The sequence below is a fragment of the Haloferax elongans ATCC BAA-1513 genome (genome assembly GCF_000336755.1).
GTDB classification, from domain to species: Archaea; Halobacteriota; Halobacteria; order Halobacteriales; family Haloferacaceae; genus Haloferax; species Haloferax elongans.
This window is the reverse complement of sequence record NZ_AOLK01000022.1, coordinates 228,821-247,406: the sequence shown is the minus strand read 5'-3', so window position 1 is coordinate 247,406 and position 18,586 is coordinate 228,821. Positions and strand designations below refer to the sequence as shown.

24 protein-coding genes and 1 tRNA gene are annotated in these 18,586 nt (G+C 61.2%); 10 read left to right on the top strand and 15 right to left on the bottom strand.

Annotated features, from left to right (window positions below; all coding sequences use genetic code 11):
- Positions 1–56 precede the first annotated feature (56 nt).
- The gene (locus C453_RS15750; RefSeq protein WP_008325972.1) at positions 57–434 is read left to right on the top strand and encodes a hypothetical protein; all 378 of its coding nucleotides are present in this window, start codon (positions 57–59) and stop codon (positions 432–434) included.
- A 151-nt stretch (positions 435–585) separates the two neighbouring features.
- On the top strand, positions 586–1,506 hold the full coding sequence (locus C453_RS15745) for a hypothetical protein (RefSeq protein ID WP_008325971.1): 921 nt from the start codon (positions 586–588) through the stop codon (positions 1,504–1,506).
- 72 nt (positions 1,507–1,578) lie between these two features.
- Here C453_RS15745 and C453_RS15740 read toward each other — a convergent pair whose 3' ends face one another.
- From C453_RS15740 to C453_RS15725, 4 genes are all read right to left on the bottom strand, one after another.
- Positions 1,579–2,961: a dihydrolipoyl dehydrogenase family protein gene (locus C453_RS15740; protein WP_008325970.1), complete on the bottom strand. Its 1,383-nt coding sequence runs from the start codon at positions 2,959–2,961 to the stop codon at positions 1,579–1,581.
- 107 nt (positions 2,962–3,068) lie between these two features.
- Positions 3,069–3,989: a DUF7282 domain-containing protein gene (locus C453_RS15735; protein WP_049907744.1), complete on the bottom strand. Its 921-nt coding sequence runs from the start codon at positions 3,987–3,989 to the stop codon at positions 3,069–3,071.
- Between the two features lie 399 nt (positions 3,990–4,388).
- Positions 4,389–4,823: an ester cyclase gene (locus C453_RS15730; protein WP_008325966.1), complete on the bottom strand. Its 435-nt coding sequence runs from the start codon at positions 4,821–4,823 to the stop codon at positions 4,389–4,391.
- 194 nt (positions 4,824–5,017) lie between these two features.
- Positions 5,018–5,497, bottom strand: a complete 480-nt coding sequence (locus C453_RS15725) for a hypothetical protein (protein WP_008325950.1) — start codon at positions 5,495–5,497, stop codon at positions 5,018–5,020.
- 114 nt (positions 5,498–5,611) lie between these two features.
- Here C453_RS15725 and C453_RS15720 point away from each other — a divergent pair, with 114 nt between their 5' ends.
- Positions 5,612–6,013, top strand: coding sequence for a hypothetical protein (locus C453_RS15720; protein WP_008325949.1), 402 nt, complete (start codon positions 5,612–5,614; stop codon positions 6,011–6,013).
- 152 nt (positions 6,014–6,165) lie between these two features.
- Here C453_RS15720 and C453_RS15715 read toward each other — a convergent pair.
- The 5 genes from C453_RS15715 to C453_RS15695 form a co-directional block, all read right to left on the bottom strand.
- Positions 6,166–6,240: transfer RNA gene (locus C453_RS15715), tRNA-Val, on the bottom strand.
- 70 nt (positions 6,241–6,310) lie between these two features.
- Complete coding sequence (locus C453_RS15710) at positions 6,311–6,559, bottom strand: hypothetical protein (RefSeq protein WP_008325948.1); 249 nt, start codon at positions 6,557–6,559, stop codon at positions 6,311–6,313.
- A gap of 263 nt (positions 6,560–6,822) precedes the next feature.
- Positions 6,823–7,029: a hypothetical protein gene (locus C453_RS15705; protein WP_241430783.1), complete on the bottom strand. Its 207-nt coding sequence runs from the start codon at positions 7,027–7,029 to the stop codon at positions 6,823–6,825.
- Between the two features lie 164 nt (positions 7,030–7,193).
- The gene (locus C453_RS15700) at positions 7,194–7,727 is read right to left on the bottom strand and encodes a cob(I)yrinic acid a,c-diamide adenosyltransferase (RefSeq protein WP_008325945.1); all 534 of its coding nucleotides are present in this window, start codon (positions 7,725–7,727) and stop codon (positions 7,194–7,196) included.
- A complete protein-coding gene (locus tag C453_RS15695; RefSeq protein ID WP_008325942.1) occupies positions 7,724–7,966 on the bottom strand; it encodes a glutathione S-transferase N-terminal domain-containing protein in 243 nt (80 codons plus the stop codon). Before C453_RS15695 ends, C453_RS15700 begins: the two co-directional genes overlap by 4 nt.
- Before the next feature lie 199 nt (positions 7,967–8,165).
- Here C453_RS15695 and C453_RS15690 point away from each other — a divergent pair, with 199 nt between their 5' ends.
- From C453_RS15690 to C453_RS15675, 5 genes are all read left to right on the top strand, one after another.
- The gene (locus C453_RS15690) at positions 8,166–9,257 is read left to right on the top strand and encodes a metal ABC transporter substrate-binding protein (RefSeq protein ID WP_008325941.1); all 1,092 of its coding nucleotides are present in this window, start codon (positions 8,166–8,168) and stop codon (positions 9,255–9,257) included.
- Complete coding sequence (locus tag C453_RS15685; protein WP_049907743.1) at positions 9,254–10,054, top strand: metal ABC transporter ATP-binding protein; 801 nt, start codon at positions 9,254–9,256, stop codon at positions 10,052–10,054. The genes C453_RS15690 and C453_RS15685 overlap by 4 nt, the downstream gene beginning before the upstream one ends.
- Positions 10,054–11,049: a metal ABC transporter permease gene (locus C453_RS15680; protein ID WP_008325936.1), complete on the top strand. Its 996-nt coding sequence runs from the start codon at positions 10,054–10,056 to the stop codon at positions 11,047–11,049. The genes C453_RS15685 and C453_RS15680 overlap by 1 nt, the downstream gene beginning before the upstream one ends.
- Before the next feature lie 123 nt (positions 11,050–11,172).
- Positions 11,173–11,301, top strand: coding sequence for a hypothetical protein (locus tag C453_RS20860; protein ID WP_275039779.1), 129 nt, complete (start codon positions 11,173–11,175; stop codon positions 11,299–11,301).
- A gap of 147 nt (positions 11,302–11,448) precedes the next feature.
- Positions 11,449–12,504, top strand: coding sequence for a phosphotransferase family protein (locus C453_RS15675; protein WP_049907742.1), 1,056 nt, complete (start codon positions 11,449–11,451; stop codon positions 12,502–12,504).
- A gap of 10 nt (positions 12,505–12,514) precedes the next feature.
- On the opposite strand, the gene C453_RS15670 is transcribed toward C453_RS15675, so the two are convergent.
- Entirely contained in the window at positions 12,515–12,910 is a 396-nt protein-coding gene (locus C453_RS15670) for a hypothetical protein (protein WP_008325928.1), read from the bottom strand.
- A gap of 175 nt (positions 12,911–13,085) precedes the next feature.
- On the opposite strand from C453_RS15670, the gene C453_RS15665 reads away from it, so the two are divergent.
- Positions 13,086–13,268, top strand: a complete 183-nt coding sequence (locus tag C453_RS15665) for a DUF7838 family putative zinc beta-ribbon protein (RefSeq protein WP_008325915.1) — start codon at positions 13,086–13,088, stop codon at positions 13,266–13,268.
- Between the two features lie 22 nt (positions 13,269–13,290).
- Here C453_RS15665 and gcvPB read toward each other — a convergent pair whose 3' ends face one another.
- From gcvPB to gcvT, 4 genes are read right to left on the bottom strand one after another with little or no spacing between them, the layout of a single operon-like run.
- A complete protein-coding gene (gene gcvPB, locus C453_RS15660) occupies positions 13,291–14,712 on the bottom strand; it encodes an aminomethyl-transferring glycine dehydrogenase subunit GcvPB (RefSeq protein ID WP_008325914.1) in 1,422 nt (473 codons plus the stop codon).
- Positions 14,712–16,055, bottom strand: coding sequence for an aminomethyl-transferring glycine dehydrogenase subunit GcvPA (gene gcvPA / locus C453_RS15655; protein ID WP_008325913.1), 1,344 nt, complete (start codon positions 16,053–16,055; stop codon positions 14,712–14,714). The genes gcvPB and gcvPA overlap by 1 nt, the downstream gene beginning before the upstream one ends.
- A gap of 1 nt (position 16,056) precedes the next feature.
- Positions 16,057–16,437, bottom strand: a complete 381-nt coding sequence (gene gcvH, locus C453_RS15650; protein WP_008325912.1) for a glycine cleavage system protein GcvH — start codon at positions 16,435–16,437, stop codon at positions 16,057–16,059.
- Positions 16,437–17,528, bottom strand: coding sequence for a glycine cleavage system aminomethyltransferase GcvT (gene gcvT, locus C453_RS15645; RefSeq protein WP_008325911.1), 1,092 nt, complete (start codon positions 17,526–17,528; stop codon positions 16,437–16,439). The genes gcvH and gcvT overlap by 1 nt, the downstream gene beginning before the upstream one ends.
- 182 nt (positions 17,529–17,710) lie before the next feature.
- Here gcvT and C453_RS20855 point away from each other — a divergent pair, with 182 nt between their 5' ends.
- Complete coding sequence (locus C453_RS20855) at positions 17,711–17,833, top strand: hypothetical protein (protein ID WP_275039778.1); 123 nt, start codon at positions 17,711–17,713, stop codon at positions 17,831–17,833.
- 40 nt (positions 17,834–17,873) lie between these two features.
- Here C453_RS20855 and C453_RS15640 read toward each other — a convergent pair whose 3' ends face one another.
- Positions 17,874–18,086, bottom strand: coding sequence for a hypothetical protein (locus C453_RS15640; protein ID WP_008325910.1), 213 nt, complete (start codon positions 18,084–18,086; stop codon positions 17,874–17,876).
- Between the last annotated feature and the right edge of the window lie 500 nt (positions 18,087–18,586).

Genomic DNA, 18,586 nt, shown 5'->3' with positions numbered 1-18,586 from the left:
AGTCTCCACCGTAAAATGATAGTAACAGTATTTTATCTGGCAGACAACATCTAGCAATGGAACCGCGCAGAGCCAAGGGAGGACTTATTGCACTCATCGGCTTCGTTCTCTCGCCGCTTTCGTGGTGGAACGACCTCGTGGTCAATCTCCCGCTCGCGTACGGATTCGGCCTCCTCGTCGCGCTCGTCGCCCGCGAGTGGTTTCTGCCGGGCGTCGTCGCAGGGTACTGGCTGACCAATATCGTCGGCTTCGTGCTCCTGCACAAGGGCGCGCTCGATGTCGTGTCCGACGAACCCGTACCGTATTCGACACACGCCCTCGCGAAGGACCTCGCGCTCTCTGTCGGGTACACGCTCGTCGTGGTCGCGCTCATCTGGTACGGTGTGTTAACCGTCCCAGACGGTCTCCTCAGCGCCGTGGGAAACGGTCCGTAAGCGTAACTGTTGGTTCGGTTTTCGCCGAGTAAACCCCACTCGTATCATGTTATCTGAGGGTGAATAGACCGGAATTCCTGGCAATTGTTTTATAACAATACCGGCTTGGGTCGTCTCTCAGGTATAGTGGTGAGGCCACTTGAATCGAACAATGACTCACGACGAACAACTCGAATCATACGGACTGACGCGCCGGATACTGTTGAAGGCCGCTGGGACGGCGACTGCACTCGGTGTGAGCGCTGGTGCGTTTGCCGGAACGGCGCTGGCTGGCGACTTACCGGACAACATCAACTGGTGTCTGTGTAAAGAAGTGTACGCCAACGGGTTCAAATCTGAGGCCTTCGACACGATTGAGGTCGTCCTCTACGACGGGTCGAGTATCTCATACGAGGAGATAACGGAGTTCGACCCGTACAACGGAAAACTCGAATTCGCCTACGAGGCGGCCACCGGGGTGTATATCATCGCATTCCGCATCGACGTCGACACCGGTTCGGGAACAGACTATCAGTACTACCTGAATCCCAACGACTGCGCGGACGAGGGACTCGACGAACTCGGGAGCGTTCCAGAAGGCGCACTCGAACCCGACGGCACTGTCACGACTGACTGCGATGAACTCTGCCCAGCCCCAGACGACGTGTGGTTCTGTGGCTGCAGTCAGGTCAGCGCGCACTGCCCCGAAAATGGCAACGGCGAACACGGCTTCACCCTCGTCTTGAAGAAAGAGGGAAGCAGCGAACTCCACACCATGTTCGTCGCCGCCGACAGTGACGGACTCGTCAACAAGGAGGTCTCCGAGCCCTACGGTATCGTGGGTCTGAAGACCTCTGACGGAGTTATCCTCAACCCGAATAACTGTGCGGTTCGGTGGCGTGACACGGTCGAAGGAGACTACGAAACCCTCGAATTCGACCTCGAACACATCTGGACGGCTGCCTGCGGCAGCCGTAAAAAGGTAAAGAACGCCGCGGACGCCCCCAGTCCAGAGCGCGGCCCCGAGCGCGGACGCCGTCGTGGTCGTGGGCGTGGTCGCGGACGTGGTCGTGGGCGTGGACGTGGCAGATAAACTACCGGAGACACCCACGCCACCGCTCTGGAAGACCGCACCATCGGACCCGAAATCCTCTTTTCCCGCCCGCTACTCGTGAGCCACTCGCTCGCTCGCATCCGAGAACGCTTTCGCCATCACCTTGTTCAACGCCGGATGGACGTGGATGGTATCGGCCAGTTGGTGGACCGACAGGTTGTGTCTGACCGCAATCGTCGCCTCGTGAATGAGCATCGACGCCTCGTGGCCGATGGCGTGGACTCCGAGAATCTCCCCGTCGGTCGGTGACGCGAGAACCTTGACGAACCCGTCTTCGAGCTTCAGCGCCCGCGACATCGCCGTAGCGGTGAACGCCGCCCGTCCGACGACGTAGTCCGTGCCGTTCTCACGTACCTGCTTTTCTGTCGCACCGACGCCCGCGACTTGCGGGTCGGTGAACACTGCGTGGGTGAGCCCGTCGAAGTTCGCTTCGCGGGCCTTCCCGTGGACGATGTTGTCCGTGACGACCTCGACTTCGTAGTCGGCCGAGTGTTTGAACATCGCGTTGCCAGCGATGTCACCTGACGCCCAGACGCCCTCGACGCTCGTCTCCAGTCGGTCGTTCGTTCGAACGAATCCACGCTCGTCGAGTTCGACGCCCGTTGCGTCGAGATTCAGACGGTCGGTGTTCGGTCGCCGACCGAGCGCCACGAGGAGGTCGTCGCCGGAGACAGCGATTGTCTCGCCCGACTCGTTCTCGGCGTGGACGGTGACTGTCTCGCCGTCTGCGGAAACGCTGGTCGCTCGGTAGCCGGTGTACACCTCGTGTCTCGTCTCGGCGATGTCGGTGAACGCCGCGGCAACGTCTTCGTCCTCGCGCGGGAGGAGTGTGTCCATCATCTCGACGAGCGCCACGTCGGTCCCGAGCGACTGGAAGTAGTAGCCGAGTTCGGCGGCGATGTACCCACCGCCGAGGATGACAAGTCGGTCGGGTAGGTCGCGGAGTCGGAGCGCCTCGGCGCTCGTGAGATAATCAGTCTCTCGAAGACCGTCGATTGCACCCGGAACCAGTGGCCGACTCCCTGCCGCGATAAGAATCTGGTCTGCGGTGTACTCCTGTCCGTCGATTTTGACGGTGTGGTCGTCGACGAACTGTGCTTCGTGTTTGAATAGCGTGAGGTTTGCTTGTTCGACTTTCTGGGATGCCATTCGCTCGGCGATGGGGTCGAGCGTGCCGAACACGTCGTCGACGATACCGGGCACGTCCACCGATTCGACGCTGGCTTCGATTCTGAATCGGGCCGCATTCCGAATCTGGTTCAGGCGCGTCGCATGCTGAATCAGCATCTTCGATGGATTGCACCCGCGGTTGAGGCAAGTGCCGCCGAGTGGTCCGGGTTCGACGAGTGCGGTTTCCAACCCCTCGGCGGCCGCGTTCGAGGCCACCGTGTTTCCGGTCCCGCCGCCGATGACGACGAGGTCGAAGTCTGTCATATGTTGACAAACTCGGGATTCTCGAATAAGCTCACGCCGCTCTGGGAGTCCGGTCGCACAAACGGTGTGTCTGTGCCCGTCACCCACCAGTCCGTTCCGACCCGTCGTCACACGACGAGGACGGACTGGACGGTTGTGGTTTCGTTTGGCGTCGTCGTCGCCGTCTCGTTCGGTGTAGTTGTGGTTTCGTTTGGCGTCGTCGTCGGCTCCGACACGACAGTTACGACCCCGTCGTCGGTGACCGGCGTTCCGTCGTCCGTGTAGGGACCATCTTCGTCTCCGTTGGTCTGCACGAAGTCGAACGTCTCGTTACCGTTGGTGTCGAGGTGCGGCATCGCGGTTAGGGTGGTGTTTTCGACCACCGGAGTGTCGAGCACCACCGACACGTTCGTGTGGGTTCCGGGAGCGAGATACGTCGATGCACCGACAATTGCGCCGCTCTCGTTGTGGATTGCGACGAATCCTCCGTCAGAGAGCGTCGCGTTCGCGACGGTTACCGACGTCCCATCGCTGGTCTGGTTGTCGAACACGACGGTAGCCGTCGAGGGTGGCGTCTCTGACACCGTCAGGGTCGCCACCTCACCCGTGTCTCGCGCTTCGATACCGTGGATGTACGTTCCGTCGTCGAGACCCTCAGCGGTCAGCGTGAACGTAATCGTCTCCGTCTCGTTCGGGTTCAACGCCCATCCTCGTCGCTCGACGACGTCACCTTCGAACCGGAACTCGACGCACTGAATCAACGGAGCGTCGTTCGGATTGGAGATATCCGCCGAGACTACCACCTCGTCGCCCGGTTGGACGGTCGATGGTGCCGAGAGGTTCGACACGTCGAACGACTCGGACGACGCGTTCGCGGGGAACGGACACGTCGCCTGTGTCTGTCCGTGCTGTGCTTGATTGGCTGTCTGTACTGCTCGGTCAGTGGCGTGTGTGCCGTCGTCGACGGTCCCGATGCCGGGGGCAGCGGCCACCGCGGTGACGACCGCGACGACGACGAGCGTGCCAGTGAGGTACATTCGGAAACTCATGTTCCTGCGACGACACGCTACCGAGCGAACTGACAAATACCAGTGCGACCGTTTCACTGATTTTTCGACCCACGTGTCGAGTTACGTGACTACATACCCGGTTAGACACCGTTTGATAGCCGTTCAGCAGTGGGTCGATTTTCGAATCGTGACTTGTCGAGACCCACGATATTTTACGCACGACTGTGTCGGTTAATTGTCACTCTACCGAGTCTGTGTCGTTCGCGAGAGAGTCACCTCAGCGTGGCTCACTCCGGCCAATGAGCCGGCGGGTCGCTCGTCAGCATCGTCTCCGGGTGTCTGTCGTCACTCCGAGCAGTTGGTCCTGAAGTACACCGGCTCACCAGCTCTCGGACGAGTACACGACGAAAATCCCGCCTCGGAAGGCGGGAACGAAACTCAGTCGGCAGGTGACTCGACGACTCCAAGCTGCTGCATGACACCCATCATATCTGCCAGCGGCCACGATTCGACGAGTTGGTTGTCTACGATACGGTTGATGACGATGCCCTCGGATTCGACTTCGACTCCGGTTGGTTCGATGCCCATGAACGCACCTTCGTGAGTGCCTCGGAGCGTCACCCGGCTGACGACTTTGTCCCCCTCGACAATCGTGTCTTCTTCGGTGAGCGTCAGGTCGGGAAACGCCGCTCGGAACATCTGAACCGACTCTTTGTAGTCGTCCGGCCCGCGAGCATCGTGCGGGACTGTCGGATTGTGTTCGACGTAGTCCGCAGCCACGATTTCGTCTACGAGGTCGAGGTCTCCCTCGCTCCAGATTTCGCTGTGTAGGCGATGGACTACGTCTTTCTTCTCGGCTTCGGTCGTTGCCATCTTCTCCCCCTCCGGTGCTCGGTCGATTCTGGTGCCCCTTCTACCGGTCTCACTGCGACCCACCCGGTCTCCCTGCGAGCACCGTTTGTACTTTGATGTGTTCAATGTTAACTATTGTCTATGTTGTGGAGGAGAGGTTCCATCCCACCAACTCCCGAGGAGGTGATTCGGTAGTGTCCGGTTCGAGAGCGAACTCACCTGACAGCCACGCGGACGAAGTACCACGTGCCTTCGTGGTTCACGAACTCGGGGCGGCTCTCGTCGTAGTAGTCGAATGGATTGGTCTCGTTCGGCCGGAAGGTGAGTTGGCCGTGGTCACGGACTCGCTGGAACGTCTGTCGCTGGTCGGCCGTGAGATTCTCGAAGGTGCGGCAGGTGACGGCCTCCGACGAACAGTTGCCGGGGTCGTTCTGGCTTATCGAGACGAACTGCGTGCCGTGGCCGTATCCCGACGTTGCCGAGGTCGATGTGGGTGTCGCGGTGGTCGAAGTCGCGGTCGTCGTGGTCGTTCCCGAAGTTGAGGTTGTCGCCGCCGAAGTCGATTCCGGAGGTGCCGCAGTCGAGTGTTCAGCCGCGCTCGTTGCTGCGGGCGGCGCTGTCGGAGTCGTTGTGGCACAGCCTGCGAGAAGCACCAAACTCACCACAAGGACAGCCTGGAGGGCAATTCGTGGCATTTGAGTTTCATTTTAGACGAGGCTGGTAAATGATTTTGTTCTGTGATTTCCGCGGCTGTCACTCGGTTTCCCCACCCCCGAAAGCACATATCCTTCCTCGCATACTGTCCTGCCATGGAGAACGCATCCCGCCGGAGCGTCGTCGGTCTCTCGGCCCTTGCCTTCGCCGTCTGCTTCGGGGCGTTGACCGCGCTGCGGGAGTTGCAGGCAGCGCCCCCGACGTCTGTTCAATCGCTCGTCGTCGACGTGGCGCTCCTCCTGCTCGTCGCCGCCATCGCATACTTCGTCTACCGGGGCGGCGGTGCCATCGAGAGTTGGATACTCGCGCTTGGCCCGAGTCTCGCGTTCGCGTTCAATTTGTTCATCCCCGTCTCCGCGATGGAGTCGATTATGTGGGTTCTCTACCCTCTCGGGAGTGGAGTGCTCATCTCAGTCCTCCTCGGCGGGATGGGCTTTGGCGTGGGCTACGCCGGGCGGACGTTGCGGAAGGCGCAGGGCGTCGTCGAGTCGTCGTAGGGGGGTTTTGCTTGTTGGGGCAGATTCGAACTTTGGTCGCTTCGCTCCCGAGTTCGAACTGCCGTCACCATTTTCGATCCCACGGACTCCTCGCTCCGCTTCGTTCGCTTCGCTCACGGACGCGACGCTCGTCGTTGCGAGGAATCAGAAAATGGGTTGGGGCAGATTCGAACTGCCGACCTGCTCCGTGTGAAGGAGCCGTCATAACCTGGCTAGACCACCAACCCGGCTACAAAGTCTGCTTCCCTTCGCCGTCAATTAAGACTTACGTTGTGACCCGATTAGGGAGCCGAGCCACTACTCAGTCCGCTCGACGCGACGGCGAACCTTTCTGGCAGCCCGCCGCCCACGAGTGGCCGCCCGGCGCGCACCGTACTCCACGCGCTCGCGCCGCGACTGCGGCTCTATCTCTTCTTCTTCCATCTCTCGTCCCATCGCTTTCATGATGCGCCGGCGCAGTGGCTCGCTCTCCTCTTTCAGGCCAGTGTAGAGGTGGTCGAACCCGCGTCGGAAGTAGTACCGTGCATCGCTGAAGTGTCGATTCATACCTACTGATAGTCTCGGAGAAAAGAAAACCATTATGCCACTCGGTACCGAGTATCATATTTCTCTGAAAGAGCGATACACTTTAGTAATTCTTAGGCATGCCTAAAACACGGGCAAGTCGGCCACCGGCTTTGCCGACACCCCCGTCATGCGTCTGTCCCTCCGGGACGGTAGAACCGTGGGCACGATTCATCCGTCCTGGACCTCTTCTCTCGCCGAGCAGTGCGTCTAAACTCCCGTACAGCGGTCTCGCCCGCGTCGTCTCACTCCGATTCGTCGTCCGGCACCCGGTCGTACACGCCGCAACTCGTCGTGGTTATCTCGCCCGCCGCGACCAGTCGCGCGCAACAGGCCTCGACGCTGAACAGGTGCGAGTCCAGCATGAGTGCGACTTCGGAGGCGTGGAGCGGTCCCCGGCGTTCGAGTACCTCGATCACTCGCGCGTCGAGGTCCATCGCGTTAGTCTGCACCTTGTGGTTCCCACCACGAACACTCGATACAGCGGTCGATTCCGGTTACGAGCGTGGTCTCTCCGCCGCAGTTTGGGCACGGTTGTCGTGTCATCGTACGCAGTCGGTCACGCGCCATCGGATAGGAAAGGATACCCAACCATAGACGGGTTCCGTTCAGAATCTCAGTATGTCGGCGATTCTTCGGGCACGCCGTCGCGCGCGTTCACCAGTCGAGCGTAGACGAACAGCGCGTCCGAGAGGCGATTGAGATACGCGACGACCGACTCGTTGACCGACTCTTCACCGGCGAGCGCGACGACGCGGCGTTCCGCGCGACGGCTCACTGCCCGTGCGTGGTGAAGCTTTGCCCCCGACTCGCTTCCGCCGGGGAGGATAAACGACGTGAGTGGGTCGAGTTCCTCGTCCGCGGTGTCGATCCAGTCTTCGAGGTCGTCGACGTGTTCGTCTCGAATCTGCGGGTCGTCTTCGTCCGGGTCCGGGTTCGCGAGGTCAGCCTGCACGATGTGGAGGTGGTTCTGAACCAGTTCGAGCACTTCGTCCACGTCGTCGTACCCCGTCGGCCGGACCGTTCCGAGCAGCGCATTAAGCTCGTCGACGGTGCCATAGGCCTCGATTCGGTGGCCCGTCTTCGACACCCGAGTCATGTCCCGGAGGTCAGTCATCCCCTCGTCGCCGCGGCCGGTGTAGACCTTCATTGTGCTAGTGTCTGCTCGATGTACTGCAGGATGTTCTCGCTTTCTGCCATCGTCACGCCGCGCTCTTCGTCGACGAGGACGGGAACGGCGCGCTGGCCACTCACTCGCTTGACCTCGTTGCGGTCGGAGTGGAGTGGATCGACCCAGTTCGTCTCGTAGTCGATGTCGGCGGTCTGGAGGGCGTCGTGGACCGCTTCACAGTACGGACACCCATCGAGCGCGTACAGCACGGTTTCCATAGTCCGGCGTTCGGTCCCCGCGGCCAAAGAGATACTGGAGGCTCCTGCTCTCGTTCAGCCTGCTCAGCGAAAATCACGTTTTCAGATTCTCTCTGCCCGCCTTTCAGGCTTATTGAGTGGTGTTTTTGCGCTTTTTAGATTCGTCTAAACATCAGATTAGAACAGCAATCATAAATACTGTCACTGTACTACAACTGAAATGATGAAAGACGAAACCCGCACAGACGGATCGTATCTCTCTCGCAGACGTGTTCTCGCAGCAGGTTCGAGCCTCGTCGCAGCAGGGCTCGCCGGGTGTACCGGTGGCGCTGTAAGCGGAGACAATGACGAGAGCTCCGGGTCGGGCGAGAACGCCGACTCAGAAGATGGTCCCGTCGCTGTCGCGTCTTTCTTTAGTTTCTACGACTTCGCTCGCAAAATCGCAAAAGACACCCCGGTCACGGTGAAGAACCTGATTCCGACCGGGCTTCACGGTCACGGCTGGGAACCCGACGCAAGCGTCACGCGCGACATCATCGAAGCGGACGCGTTCATCCACGTCGGCAAGGACTTCCAGCCGTGGGCCGACCGTGCGATTCAGACACTGAAAGACGACGATGTCGACACCCAGCTCATCAACGTCCGCGAGGGCGTCGAACTCGTCGAACTCGCCGCCAGCCTCGACAGGGACGAAGAGGGTGTCGGTGAGGGACGCGGCAAGGACCCGCACTTCTGGCTCGACCCACAGCGCGCGAAAACCTCTGTGGACAACATCACGGAAGGTCTCGTCGAACTCTCCCCCGACCACGAAGAGACGTTCCGAGAGAACGCGTCGGCCTACAAGACCGACGTTCTCGACCGAATCGACCAAGACTACCAGGACATCTTCGACCGTGCATCGCGAGACGTCGTCCAACTGGCCGCCCACAACGCGTTCCAGTACATCGGCGTCCGCTACGGCGTCGAGATGCGCCCACTCGTCGTCAACCTCGCGGCCAGCGGCGACGTGAAACCCTCCGACATCACGGAGGCAAAGGAGGTCATCAGCGACAACAACATCAAGTACATCGGTGCTGGGGTCTTCGAGACCCGAAAGCCCGCGAAACAGCTCATCGCCGAGACTGCAGTCGAGGCGTACTACCCCGTGACTCCGTACGCGGGCGTTCGCAAGGACTGGGTCGAGAACAACTGGGGCTACGAAGAGATTGCGTACAAAATCAACATGCCCACCTTCGAAGTCGTCCTCGGCAACAAGTCCCCGGCCGAGGCGGGCTACGACGGGTGGGACAGTGAGTGGAGGAACTTCGAATGAGCATCCTGAACGGTGAAGAACAGTCCGAAGCGGAGTCGACCGCCGACTCGCCAGCCGAGCCAGCGGACCCGCTTATCGAACTGTCGGATGTCGAGTTCGGCTACACCGCGGCACCCGTCGTGGAGAACATCTCGCTCAGTATCACTGAGGGCGAGTACGTCGCCATCGTCGGCCCGAACGGGTCGGGCAAGTCGACGCTGATGAAGCTCATCCTCGGCTTGCTCCGCCCCGACGAGGGCTCTGCATCCATCTTCGGTGAACCGTCGCACACGTTCGACGACGGTGCCCGAATCGGGTACGTCGCCCAGCACGCGAGCGCCTCGAAGGAGATGCCCATCACGGTCCGCGAAGTCGTGAAGATGGGTCGGTTCCCCCACGTCGGCTTCGGGATGCTCTCGGCCGAAGACCACAAAATCGTGGACGAAGCACTCGCGACAGTCGGGATGTCGGACTTCGCCAACCGACGAGTGACGCAACTCTCCGGCGGCCAGCGCCAGCGAGCATTCATCGCCCGCGCACTCGCGGGAGAAGCCGACTTGCTCGTCCTCGACGAGCCGACTGTCGGTGTCGACGCAGAGTCGGTCGACGCATTCTACAACCTGCTCGAATCGCTCAACGACGAGGGTATCACTATCCTCCTCATCGAGCACGACCTCGGCGCAGTCACCGACCACGCAAAGCGCATTATCTGTCTCAACCGCGAAGTGTACTTCGACGGCCCGACCGACGACTTCGTCGAGAGCGACGCTCTCGCCCGGGCGTTCGGGACGGCCGCGACGGTGATGGGTGAGACGTGATGCACGTCGAACTGTTCACTTTGTTGCAGGCGGGGCCGTTAGACACGGTGCTCGCACCGCTCTACTGGTTCCTCTCGCTTTGGTCGGACCTGCTGTTCTTCGTCGAGGGCGTGACTGGATTGGAGTTCCTCCAGTACCAGTTCATGCACCGTGCCATCCTCGTCGGACTCTGTATCGGCGTGATGGCTCCCCTCATCGGGACGTTCCTCGTCCACAGGCAACTCGCACTCATCGGTGACGCGTTGGCACACACCGCCTTCGCCGGTGTCGCCGTCGGGTTGTTCCTCAACGGCGTGTTCAGCCTCGGCGTCTCGCCGTACCTGACTGCCGTCATCGTGGCCGTCATCGCGGCGCTGCTCATCGAACTCATCTCCGAGGCGACCGACGCCTACAACGACGTGTCGATGGCAATCGTGCTCTCGACCGGGTTCGCACTGGGGACCGTCCTCATCAGCCTCAACGCGGGCGGTCTCGCGGTCGGCATCAATCAGTACCTCTTCGGGAACCTCTCGACGGTCTCCGCCGAGAACGCGGCCATCCTGCTCGTTCTCTTCGGTATCATCGTCGCAACGATTGCCCTCACCCGGAACCAACTGCTCTACGTCACCTTCGACGAGACCGCGGCCGCGGTCTCGGGCATCTCGGTCACGTGGTACAACCGCGTGATGGTCATGCTGACAGCGCTGGTCGTCGTCGGTGCGATGCAGATTATGGGTGTCATCCTCGTCGCCGCGATGCTCGTCGTCCCCGTCGCGGGCGCGGCGCAGGTCTCGAAGAGTTTCACCCAGTCGCTTCTGGTCTCCGTAGTCCTCGCTGAACTCGCGGTTCTCCTCGGTATCGGCGTGTCGTACTACGGCGGTGCGACCGCCGGGGGCGTCATCGTCCTCGTCGCCGTCGCCATCTACGCCGTCTCCGTCATCGTCGGCAAACTGCAGGAACGCGCGAGCGACGATTCCGTCCCCGAACTGGGAAGCATCGACTCCACCGAAGCGTAACCAACCACTCTGAACGCTGCGGCGATTCGGTTCGTGCTCGTAGTTCGATATCGGGTGGTGGCGAACGTACCGATTCTATTCCCGAAAAAGATACCACGAATCCAACAGAACTGGAGACATACGATGAGCACTCACTCACGTGGTGGTATCGGTGGCATTCTCGTATACTCGCTTTTCCTCCTTAGTACAGTGATTATCGGCCCGCTCGAAGCAGTACTGGGTCTCGCGCTCTACTGGCTGTTCAGTGACTAGAACGACCGTTCTCGGGAGCAACCGAACTCTCACCACGAGATAGCCGGTCGTCGTTGATTTCGCCCCGGGGAACCACGAGCTACCGGTTAGCGGAGACAACACCGTGGCTCCGAAACCGTATTGTGCCGTTACTGTGTGGTGGTTGCCATGTCGACACCATCGTCGTCTCTCACGCGTGCCGACGTTTCTCAGGCGCTCCATCGGGTGGACGCGCCGGAACTCGAAGCATATCTCCCGCTCTCGGAGGCATCGATGATTCACGTTGGCGACGGTGTCAACGACGTGTTCGTCCTCTCTCCGACCCAAGGTGACAGCCGAGCCGAACCCCAAGACGACCGAGACGCCGACCGACTCGTCGCCAAATTCGGGACGTACTCCGAACCGGGACACCTCCGCTCGGGCGTGGCCGCGTACCAACTCCTCGCCAAGTTCACCGACCTCCCAGTCCCCGGCGTCGTCGCGCTTGACGAGGGAGACGACCAAACTCTCCCGTTCGTGGTGATGGAGTACCGCCCCGGCACGGCACTGGCCGGTGGGTTTCCCGACATCGAGCGGGCGACGAACCCCGGCGCAGTTCGACTCCTCGGCGCGGTCATGGTCGCGTTCGGGTCGATTCCTGCACACGCCACCGACGGCTATGGGTATATCGAGCGCACCGACTATCGGGACGGAAGTCCTGTCGCGGTCGGCGAGTACGACGACTGCACGACGTGGCTCGTCGACTACGGAACCGAACTCTACGAGGCGGCGGCCGAACACGAGCAACTTGACCCTCTCGTCCCGGACGTGTTCGACTACCTCCAAGCGAGCCGCGACCGACTCTCAGAATCCCCATCGCCGTCGATTCTCGTCACCGACTTCTCACCGGCGAATCTGATGAGTCGAGATGGAACCCCACCAGAGAGCGCCGCGGGACTCACCGGCGTTATCGACCTCGAACGAGCGAAAATCGGCCCGCTGGAGTTTGCGGCCGTCAACGCCGAGTATCTGTTGACGCGCTACGTCGACGACCCGGAGCCAGTTCGTGAGGCGCTCTACGACCCATTGCCGTTCGGTCCAGCTATTCCGAGACGTGACTTCTATCGCGTGCTCGCGATGGGGCGGTCGGTGGCGGCGCTTCCCTTTTGGTACGACCCCGAGAGCGAACTGTACGAAAAGCGGGCGCGTGTGATTGCGAGTGAACTCGTCCGAATCGTTCGCTGAATCCGGTCTCTCACTTCGAGTCACTTCCGTAGACGTTGCCTGTCGGGTCCCAGACGAGGTCGACGACGCTGCCGATACCGAGCAGGATGAGCAAAATGGGCAGGTCTGTCGGTGCGCCGAGGATGTACGCTCCCACGCCGATGACGCCGAGAGGAACCGCAGCGATGCGGCTGATGTGCGGTATCCGCTGCGAGAGGAGGTTGCTCCCGGCGTACGCCGTCAGCGAGGCGAGAAGTATGACGCGAATCACTGCTTGTCCACGGAGGAACGACCAGACCGTCATCGCACCGAGGAGAATCGTGAGCAGGCCGAACGCAAGTCTCCGAGCGTTTCGTGCGGTTGGGTCGAGGAAGGCGAGCACGGCCAGCGTTTCGTCTCGGGCGAGGATAATCTTTTGACACATCATGCTTGGGTTGCGAGCCGACGTTCGTCGAGCAGACGCCGTCCACGCCGGATAGTGGTCCGAGCGCGCCTGCTTTCGAGACCAATCACTATTTCATATCGCGTTATTTGATTTATGCAGGCTGTCACAGCGCCCGCGAACCAATATCTTCAACAACGACTACAACGGATTCGACCCCATGAGCGACCTCGAAATCGAACGCGACTGCCCCGAGTGCGGCAACGACACGTTCTACCTCGCCGCCAGCATGGAGATTCACCTCGGCAAGAAGACCAAGTGGAGCTGCACCGAGTGCGACTACGGGTACATCCACATCACGGACGATATCGAGACGTACGCGAAAGCGGAAGCAGAAGCGTAAGACCGTAAAAGAGGGTTTTTCGTTATTCGTCGTCGCCGAGCGCCTGCCACGAGAGCCGCGGGTTCCGCGCCGCCGACACCTGGTCGATGCGGCGGGCGCTCGTCTTCGTTGGTGCGGTTTCGAGCGCTTCGTCGGAGTCCGCGTAGGCGGCGTTGAAGGCGTGCGCGAGGTCGTCCAGCGACGCCTTGTCTTCGACTTCCGTCGGTTCGGTGAGCATCGCCTGCGAGACGAGTTCGGGCCACTTCGTCGTCGGTGGGTGGACCCCGTAGTCCAGCATGCGCTTCGCAACGTCCGCAGCATCACGGTCGCCCGACGTGGCCGCGAACTCGTGGTGGAACGGTCCGTACGGGACTTCGAGGTCGAGTTGCGAGGCCAGATAGTTGGCGTTCAAGACGGCCTTGGCGCTGGCGTCCGACAGGCCTGAATCGCCGAGTCGAGCGATGTAGGCGTAGGCTTTCACGAGGACGAGCCAGTTACCACCGAAGCCGTGGACCTTGCCGATAGACGACTCAGGCTCGGTGAGTTCGTAGCCTGCGGCCGTCTCTTGGACCATCGGACTCGGAAGGTACTCGGCGAGTTCCTCGACGACACCGACCGGTCCGGCACCGGGTCCACCGCCGCCGTGCGGCGTGGCGAACGTCTTGTGCACGTTGTAGTGCATGATGTCGAAGCCCATGTCACCGGGTCGAGCGCGGCCCAGAAGGGCGTTGAAGTTCGCGCCGTCATAGTAGAGCAGGCCACCGGCGTCGTGGACCATCTCCGAGATTTCGAGGATGTCGCGCTCGAACAATCCGAGCGTGTTCGGGTTCGTGAGCATGAGCGCGGCCGTCTCCTCGGAGATGGCGGCGTCGAGCGCCTCGATATCGACGCGACCGTCCTCGTCAGATGGGAGTTCGACCACGTCGTAGCCCGCCAACGCAGCGGACGCGAAGTTCGTCCCGTGGGCGGACGCCGGAATGATGATTTCCGAGCGGTCGTCGCCTCGGGCCTCGTGGTACGCTTTTGCGATGAGGATACCGGTGAACTCGCCCGCGGCACCAGCGGGGGGCTGGAGCGTCACGGCGTCCATGCCGCCGATTTCGGCGAGTTGCTCCTGAAGGTCGTGGAGCAGACCGAGCGTCCCCTGAATCGTCCGGTCCGACCGGTCCGGGTGGACTGCGGCATTCGGGTCGGCCGCAACGTCCTCGGTGAACGAGGGGTTGTACTTCATCGTACAGGAGCCGAGCGGGTATGGACCCAGCTCGACGCTGTAGTTCATTTGCGACAGGCGCGTGTAGTGACGCGCAAGTTGGGGTTCGGACAGTCCCGGCAGCGTGAGTTCGTCACGCGTCAGGTCGTCAGGCAGGACGCCGTCGTCGTCCACTTCGACCGTCGTGCTGTCCTTCTCCGAGAGGAGCGGTTCGTAGTGGTCGTCGCGGCTGAAGCGTGCTTGGTCGAAGTTCATCAGGCTACCTCCTCGAAGGCCGCGACCAGTCTGTCGGCGGCATCGGCGTTCACGTCGGTGATACAGACTTGCAGGTGGTGGTCGTCGAGCGTGTGGACCGCGAAGCCGCGCCCCGCGAGGTCGTTCGCGATGGCCGGTGCTGGTTGGTCCGTGTGGACGACGAACTCCCGGAAGTGATGTCGGTCGTAGACCGGGGCCTGCAGGCCGGAAATATCGTCGAGTCGCGCCGCGAGGTCACGCGCGTCGGTGACTGCGCGGGTCGCGAGGTTGACGAGGCGGTCCGGGCCGAGCCACGCGATGTGCATGGCGGTTCGGAGCGCGACCCACGCCTGATTCGTACAGATGTTGGACGTGGCGCGCTCCTTCCGAATGTGCTGTTCGCGCGTCTGGAGCGTCAGCGTGAACGCACGCATGTCTTCGGCGTCTTCAGAGGCACCGACGAGACGACCCGGAACCTGCCGGAGGAACTTCTCGCGTGTCGCGAAGATTCCCAGTCCCATGCCGTAGGAGGTGCCAAGCCCGAGGGCGTCGGCCTCGCCGACGACGACGTCAGCACCGACGCTCGCGGGTTCTTCGAGGAGCGCCAGCGCGACCACGTCGCTTCCGAGACAGAACAGCGCGTCGTTCTCGTGGGCGAGGTCGCCGATTTCAGACAGGTTCTCTTCGATAACGCCCCGGACGGTCGGACTCTCGGCGTACACCATCACGGTCTCGTCGTCGACGAGGTCCGAGAGGGCGTCGAGGTCGACAGCGCCGTCATCCATCGGGTAGTTGCCGATTTCCATGTCGGCACCGTCGAGGTAGTTTTCGAGGACGCCGAGGCGACCTTCTTGGAGGTGTTCTGGAACGAGCACGCGGTGGCCGCTCGCACCGCGTCGAAGGCGGTTCGCGAGCAGCGCGGCCTCTGCGAGGGCCGTCGCGGCGTCGTACATCGAGCAGTTCGCGACCGGGAGGCCGGTCAGTTCGACCAGCATCGACTGGTACTCGAACAGGGCTTGCAGGAAGCCCTGTGCGATTTCCGGCTGGTACTGCGTATAGGAGGTGAGGAACTCCGAGCGACGCGAGAGGTCGTCGACTAGCGCGGGCACGTAGTGTGCGTGGTGGCCGCGACCGAGGAACTCGGTCAGCTCCTCGTTGCGAGCGAAGAGGTTCGCGATAGACTCGCGAAGGTCGCGTTCGTCGGTGGCGTCGATGCCGAACTCGCCATCGAATCGAACGTCTTCGGGGATGTCGAAGAGCGATTCGGCGCTCTCGACCCCGACGGCGTCGAGCATGGCGGCTTCGTCGGCGTCAGTGTGTGGCGCGTAGGGACTGCCGTCCCGGCGTCCGTTTCCAGCCGTCATCTCACTCCGTCTGCTCGCGGTACTCCTCCGGCGAGAGGAGGTCGTCGAACTCGTCGGAGGAAGACGGTTCGAGTTCGAGCATCCAGCCGTCGCCGTAGGGGTCTTCGTTGACGAGTTCCGGTGCGTCGAAGAGGTCCTCGTTAACGGCGACGACCGTCCCCGAGATGGGTGCATAGAGGTCGGAGACAGCCTTGATACTCTCGACGACGCCGAATTCGTCGCCGGCGGTAATCTCGTCGCCCTCGTCGGGGAGTTCGACGAACACGACGTCGCCCAGTTCGTCCTGTGCGAAGTCGGAGATGCCGATTTTGACGGTGTCGCCGTCAGTGGTCGTCCATTCGTGCGATTCCAGGTACTTTCGGTCGTCGGGAATTTCGAACATTAGTTGTCGATGAAGGGTGGTGTAACGATTTCTGCGCGTTTCTCACGGCCACGAGCGAGGACGATGAGTGCTGTTCCGTCGTCGGCGTACTCGACGGGGACGTATCCGAGTCCGATAGGCTCCGAGAGCGTCGGACTCATGGTTCCGCTCGTCACGGTCCCGATGACGTCGCCATCCTCAGTCGCGATGTCGTAGCCGTGTCGGGGGACGCCTCTGTCGAGGAGCGTGAAGCCGACGAACGTCTCGTCGACGCCAGCTTCGTGCTGCTGTTCGAGAGCGTCGCGTCCCACGAACTCGGTGTCCAGTTTGACGACGAAGCCGATTCCGGCCTCGTACGGCGTGCGCGGTTCGTCCTCGGGGTCGAAGTCCTGCCCGGAGAGCAGGAACCCCATCTCCATGCGGAGGGTGTCGCGGGAGCCGAGTCCACACGGGGTGGCGTCCAGTGCCGACCACACGGTCTCAGCGTCGTCCCACGGACAGAGGACTTCGAAGCCGTCCTCGCCCGTGTAGCCCGTTCGGGCGACCCAGCACTCGACGCCAGCCACGTCGGCGTACTGCGCTTGGAACTTCGAGAGGTCGCCGACCGGCGCGTCGGTCGTCGCAGAGACGGTTTCGAGCGCATCTGGACCCTGTACCGCGAACATGGCCCAGTCTTCGGTCACGTCTTCGACGGTCGCATCGAGGTCCCACTCGTCGCGGAACGAGGTCCACCGGTCGTACATCTCTTCGTCGTGCCCCGCGTTCGGGATGAAGAGGTACACCGGGTCGTCCCGGTCAGGAAGACGGTAGACGACGGTGTCGTCGATGATGAGTCCATCGTCGTCCACGATGGCCGAGTACTGCGAGTCACCCGGTTCGAGGACCGCCACGTCGTTCGTCGTCAGGCGTTGCATCAGTGCGGTGCCGTCCGGCCCGGAGACTTCTATCTCACTCATGTGTGAGACGTCGAAGATACCCACGGACTCGCGAACGGCCGCGTGTTCAGCCCTGATGGAGTCGTACTCCACGGGCATGTCCCATCCGCCGAACTCGGTGAACTGTGCCCCCGCGTCGGCGTGGACATCGTACAACGGCGGCTTGCGAAGGCCCATACAGGCCACTGCGAACTACGGTAAGTAATGCTTTGGTATCTTCTCTCCCAGTGTATGCACGATAGTGTATCAATTAGTACTTGTTAGTGGGTAAAAACACCACAATCCCGCAACTCACGTGCGAAAAATTGCCATCGAAGTCGGTCTTGGAACCGCTGGCGAATAGGGAGGTAAACTAGATAGTGCGATACAAAATCTGGGTTCGACGGGTGATCGACCGACGAAAACGACTGTCCCCAGAGATATCTGCCGACGAGCAGCTGTTCGACCGCCAGCACGTCGCGGACATCATCAACGAGTTCTGAAAACGGAGCACAGCCAATTTCCAACTACTGAGCACACCGCTCAGTTGGGCTTCGATTCAGAGGGAGTACTCTGCCGGGACTGTTCGTCGGGAGCCGGAGCCAAGTGTACGAGTTCTCCGGCGTCCGTTTCCATCCACTCTTCGCCTGTCTCTGCGTTCCAACAGCAGACACGCCAGATACCGTCCTCCAATCGCTCCCAGATTTCGGTATCCGAGTAATACTGCCCGTCCGAGCCGGAGTACCAAGCGTTCATTCCGTATCGACCCTCCCCCCACCGCACTGTCCGAGCGTTTCGCCGAGGTTCATGGTTTCTGTCACCAATCGCACCGACCACACAGGTGCACCACGACCAGTCTGGCCCACGACCAAACTGAGACGACTGAGTCACCCATCATGAAGACTGGACCGGAGTCGTGCCCACCACAGCACTATTTCGTGGTCCACCGTGTAGACGGTACTCGCACGAACGCTCTCCTCCGATACGAATTCGATACCTAGCCACCTAGGTGAGTGCGGTGAAAAGTGTGGCTAGCAACCTAGGTCGAACCTCGCGCCACCGTCTGTACGAGCTGAGACTTCAATTTCCACCATAAATTAGTGTGTATAAAATTACCAATATGTTTGAATAAACGGCCACGAACAAATGACAACTACCTATGGAAAAAGAGATGGGAAACGTCTGGGAGGTAGTTAATCAGCGGTTCGAGCACCCACTAGTGAGCGCTCTAATTGTTGGGTTATTCGTTGGCCTCG

What these genes read in the sequence shown, in the direction of transcription:
- gcvPB (WP_008325914.1), bottom strand. Translation starts at nt 14,712, where the DNA reads ATGAACTTCGACCAAGCACGCTTCAGCCGCGACGACCACTACGAACCG.
- C453_RS15700 (WP_008325945.1), bottom strand. Translation starts at nt 7,727, where the DNA reads ATGAAGGTCTACACCGGCCGCGGCGACGAGGGGATGACTGACCTCCGG.
- C453_RS15685 (WP_049907743.1), top strand. Translation starts at nt 9,254, where the DNA reads ATGAGCATCCTGAACGGTGAAGAACAGTCCGAAGCGGAGTCGACCGCC.
- C453_RS15680 (WP_008325936.1), top strand. Translation starts at nt 10,054, where the DNA reads ATGCACGTCGAACTGTTCACTTTGTTGCAGGCGGGGCCGTTAGACACG.
- C453_RS15720 (WP_008325949.1), top strand. Translation starts at nt 5,612, where the DNA reads ATGGAGAACGCATCCCGCCGGAGCGTCGTCGGTCTCTCGGCCCTTGCC.
- C453_RS15725 (WP_008325950.1), bottom strand. Translation starts at nt 5,497, where the DNA reads ATGCCACGAATTGCCCTCCAGGCTGTCCTTGTGGTGAGTTTGGTGCTT.
- C453_RS15735 (WP_049907744.1), bottom strand. Translation starts at nt 3,989, where the DNA reads ATGAGTTTCCGAATGTACCTCACTGGCACGCTCGTCGTCGTCGCGGTC.
- C453_RS15675 (WP_049907742.1), top strand. Translation starts at nt 11,449, where the DNA reads ATGTCGACACCATCGTCGTCTCTCACGCGTGCCGACGTTTCTCAGGCG.
- C453_RS15730 (WP_008325966.1), bottom strand. Translation starts at nt 4,823, where the DNA reads ATGGCAACGACCGAAGCCGAGAAGAAAGACGTAGTCCATCGCCTACAC.
- C453_RS15695 (WP_008325942.1), bottom strand. Translation starts at nt 7,966, where the DNA reads ATGGAAACCGTGCTGTACGCGCTCGATGGGTGTCCGTACTGTGAAGCG.
- gcvPA (WP_008325913.1), bottom strand. Translation starts at nt 16,055, where the DNA reads ATGACGGCTGGAAACGGACGCCGGGACGGCAGTCCCTACGCGCCACAC.
- gcvT (WP_008325911.1), bottom strand. Translation starts at nt 17,528, where the DNA reads ATGGGCCTTCGCAAGCCGCCGTTGTACGATGTCCACGCCGACGCGGGG.
- C453_RS15670 (WP_008325928.1), bottom strand. Translation starts at nt 12,910, where the DNA reads ATGATGTGTCAAAAGATTATCCTCGCCCGAGACGAAACGCTGGCCGTG.
- C453_RS15640 (WP_008325910.1), bottom strand. Translation starts at nt 18,086, where the DNA reads ATGAACGCTTGGTACTCCGGCTCGGACGGGCAGTATTACTCGGATACC.
- C453_RS15690 (WP_008325941.1), top strand. Translation starts at nt 8,166, where the DNA reads ATGATGAAAGACGAAACCCGCACAGACGGATCGTATCTCTCTCGCAGA.
- C453_RS15740 (WP_008325970.1), bottom strand. Translation starts at nt 2,961, where the DNA reads ATGACAGACTTCGACCTCGTCGTCATCGGCGGCGGGACCGGAAACACG.
- gcvH (WP_008325912.1), bottom strand. Translation starts at nt 16,437, where the DNA reads ATGTTCGAAATTCCCGACGACCGAAAGTACCTGGAATCGCACGAATGG.
- C453_RS20860 (WP_275039779.1), top strand. Translation starts at nt 11,173, where the DNA reads ATGAGCACTCACTCACGTGGTGGTATCGGTGGCATTCTCGTATACTCG.
- C453_RS15745 (WP_008325971.1), top strand. Translation starts at nt 586, where the DNA reads ATGACTCACGACGAACAACTCGAATCATACGGACTGACGCGCCGGATA.
- C453_RS15750 (WP_008325972.1), top strand. Translation starts at nt 57, where the DNA reads ATGGAACCGCGCAGAGCCAAGGGAGGACTTATTGCACTCATCGGCTTC.
- C453_RS15710 (WP_008325948.1), bottom strand. Translation starts at nt 6,559, where the DNA reads ATGAATCGACACTTCAGCGATGCACGGTACTACTTCCGACGCGGGTTC.
- C453_RS15665 (WP_008325915.1), top strand. Translation starts at nt 13,086, where the DNA reads ATGAGCGACCTCGAAATCGAACGCGACTGCCCCGAGTGCGGCAACGAC.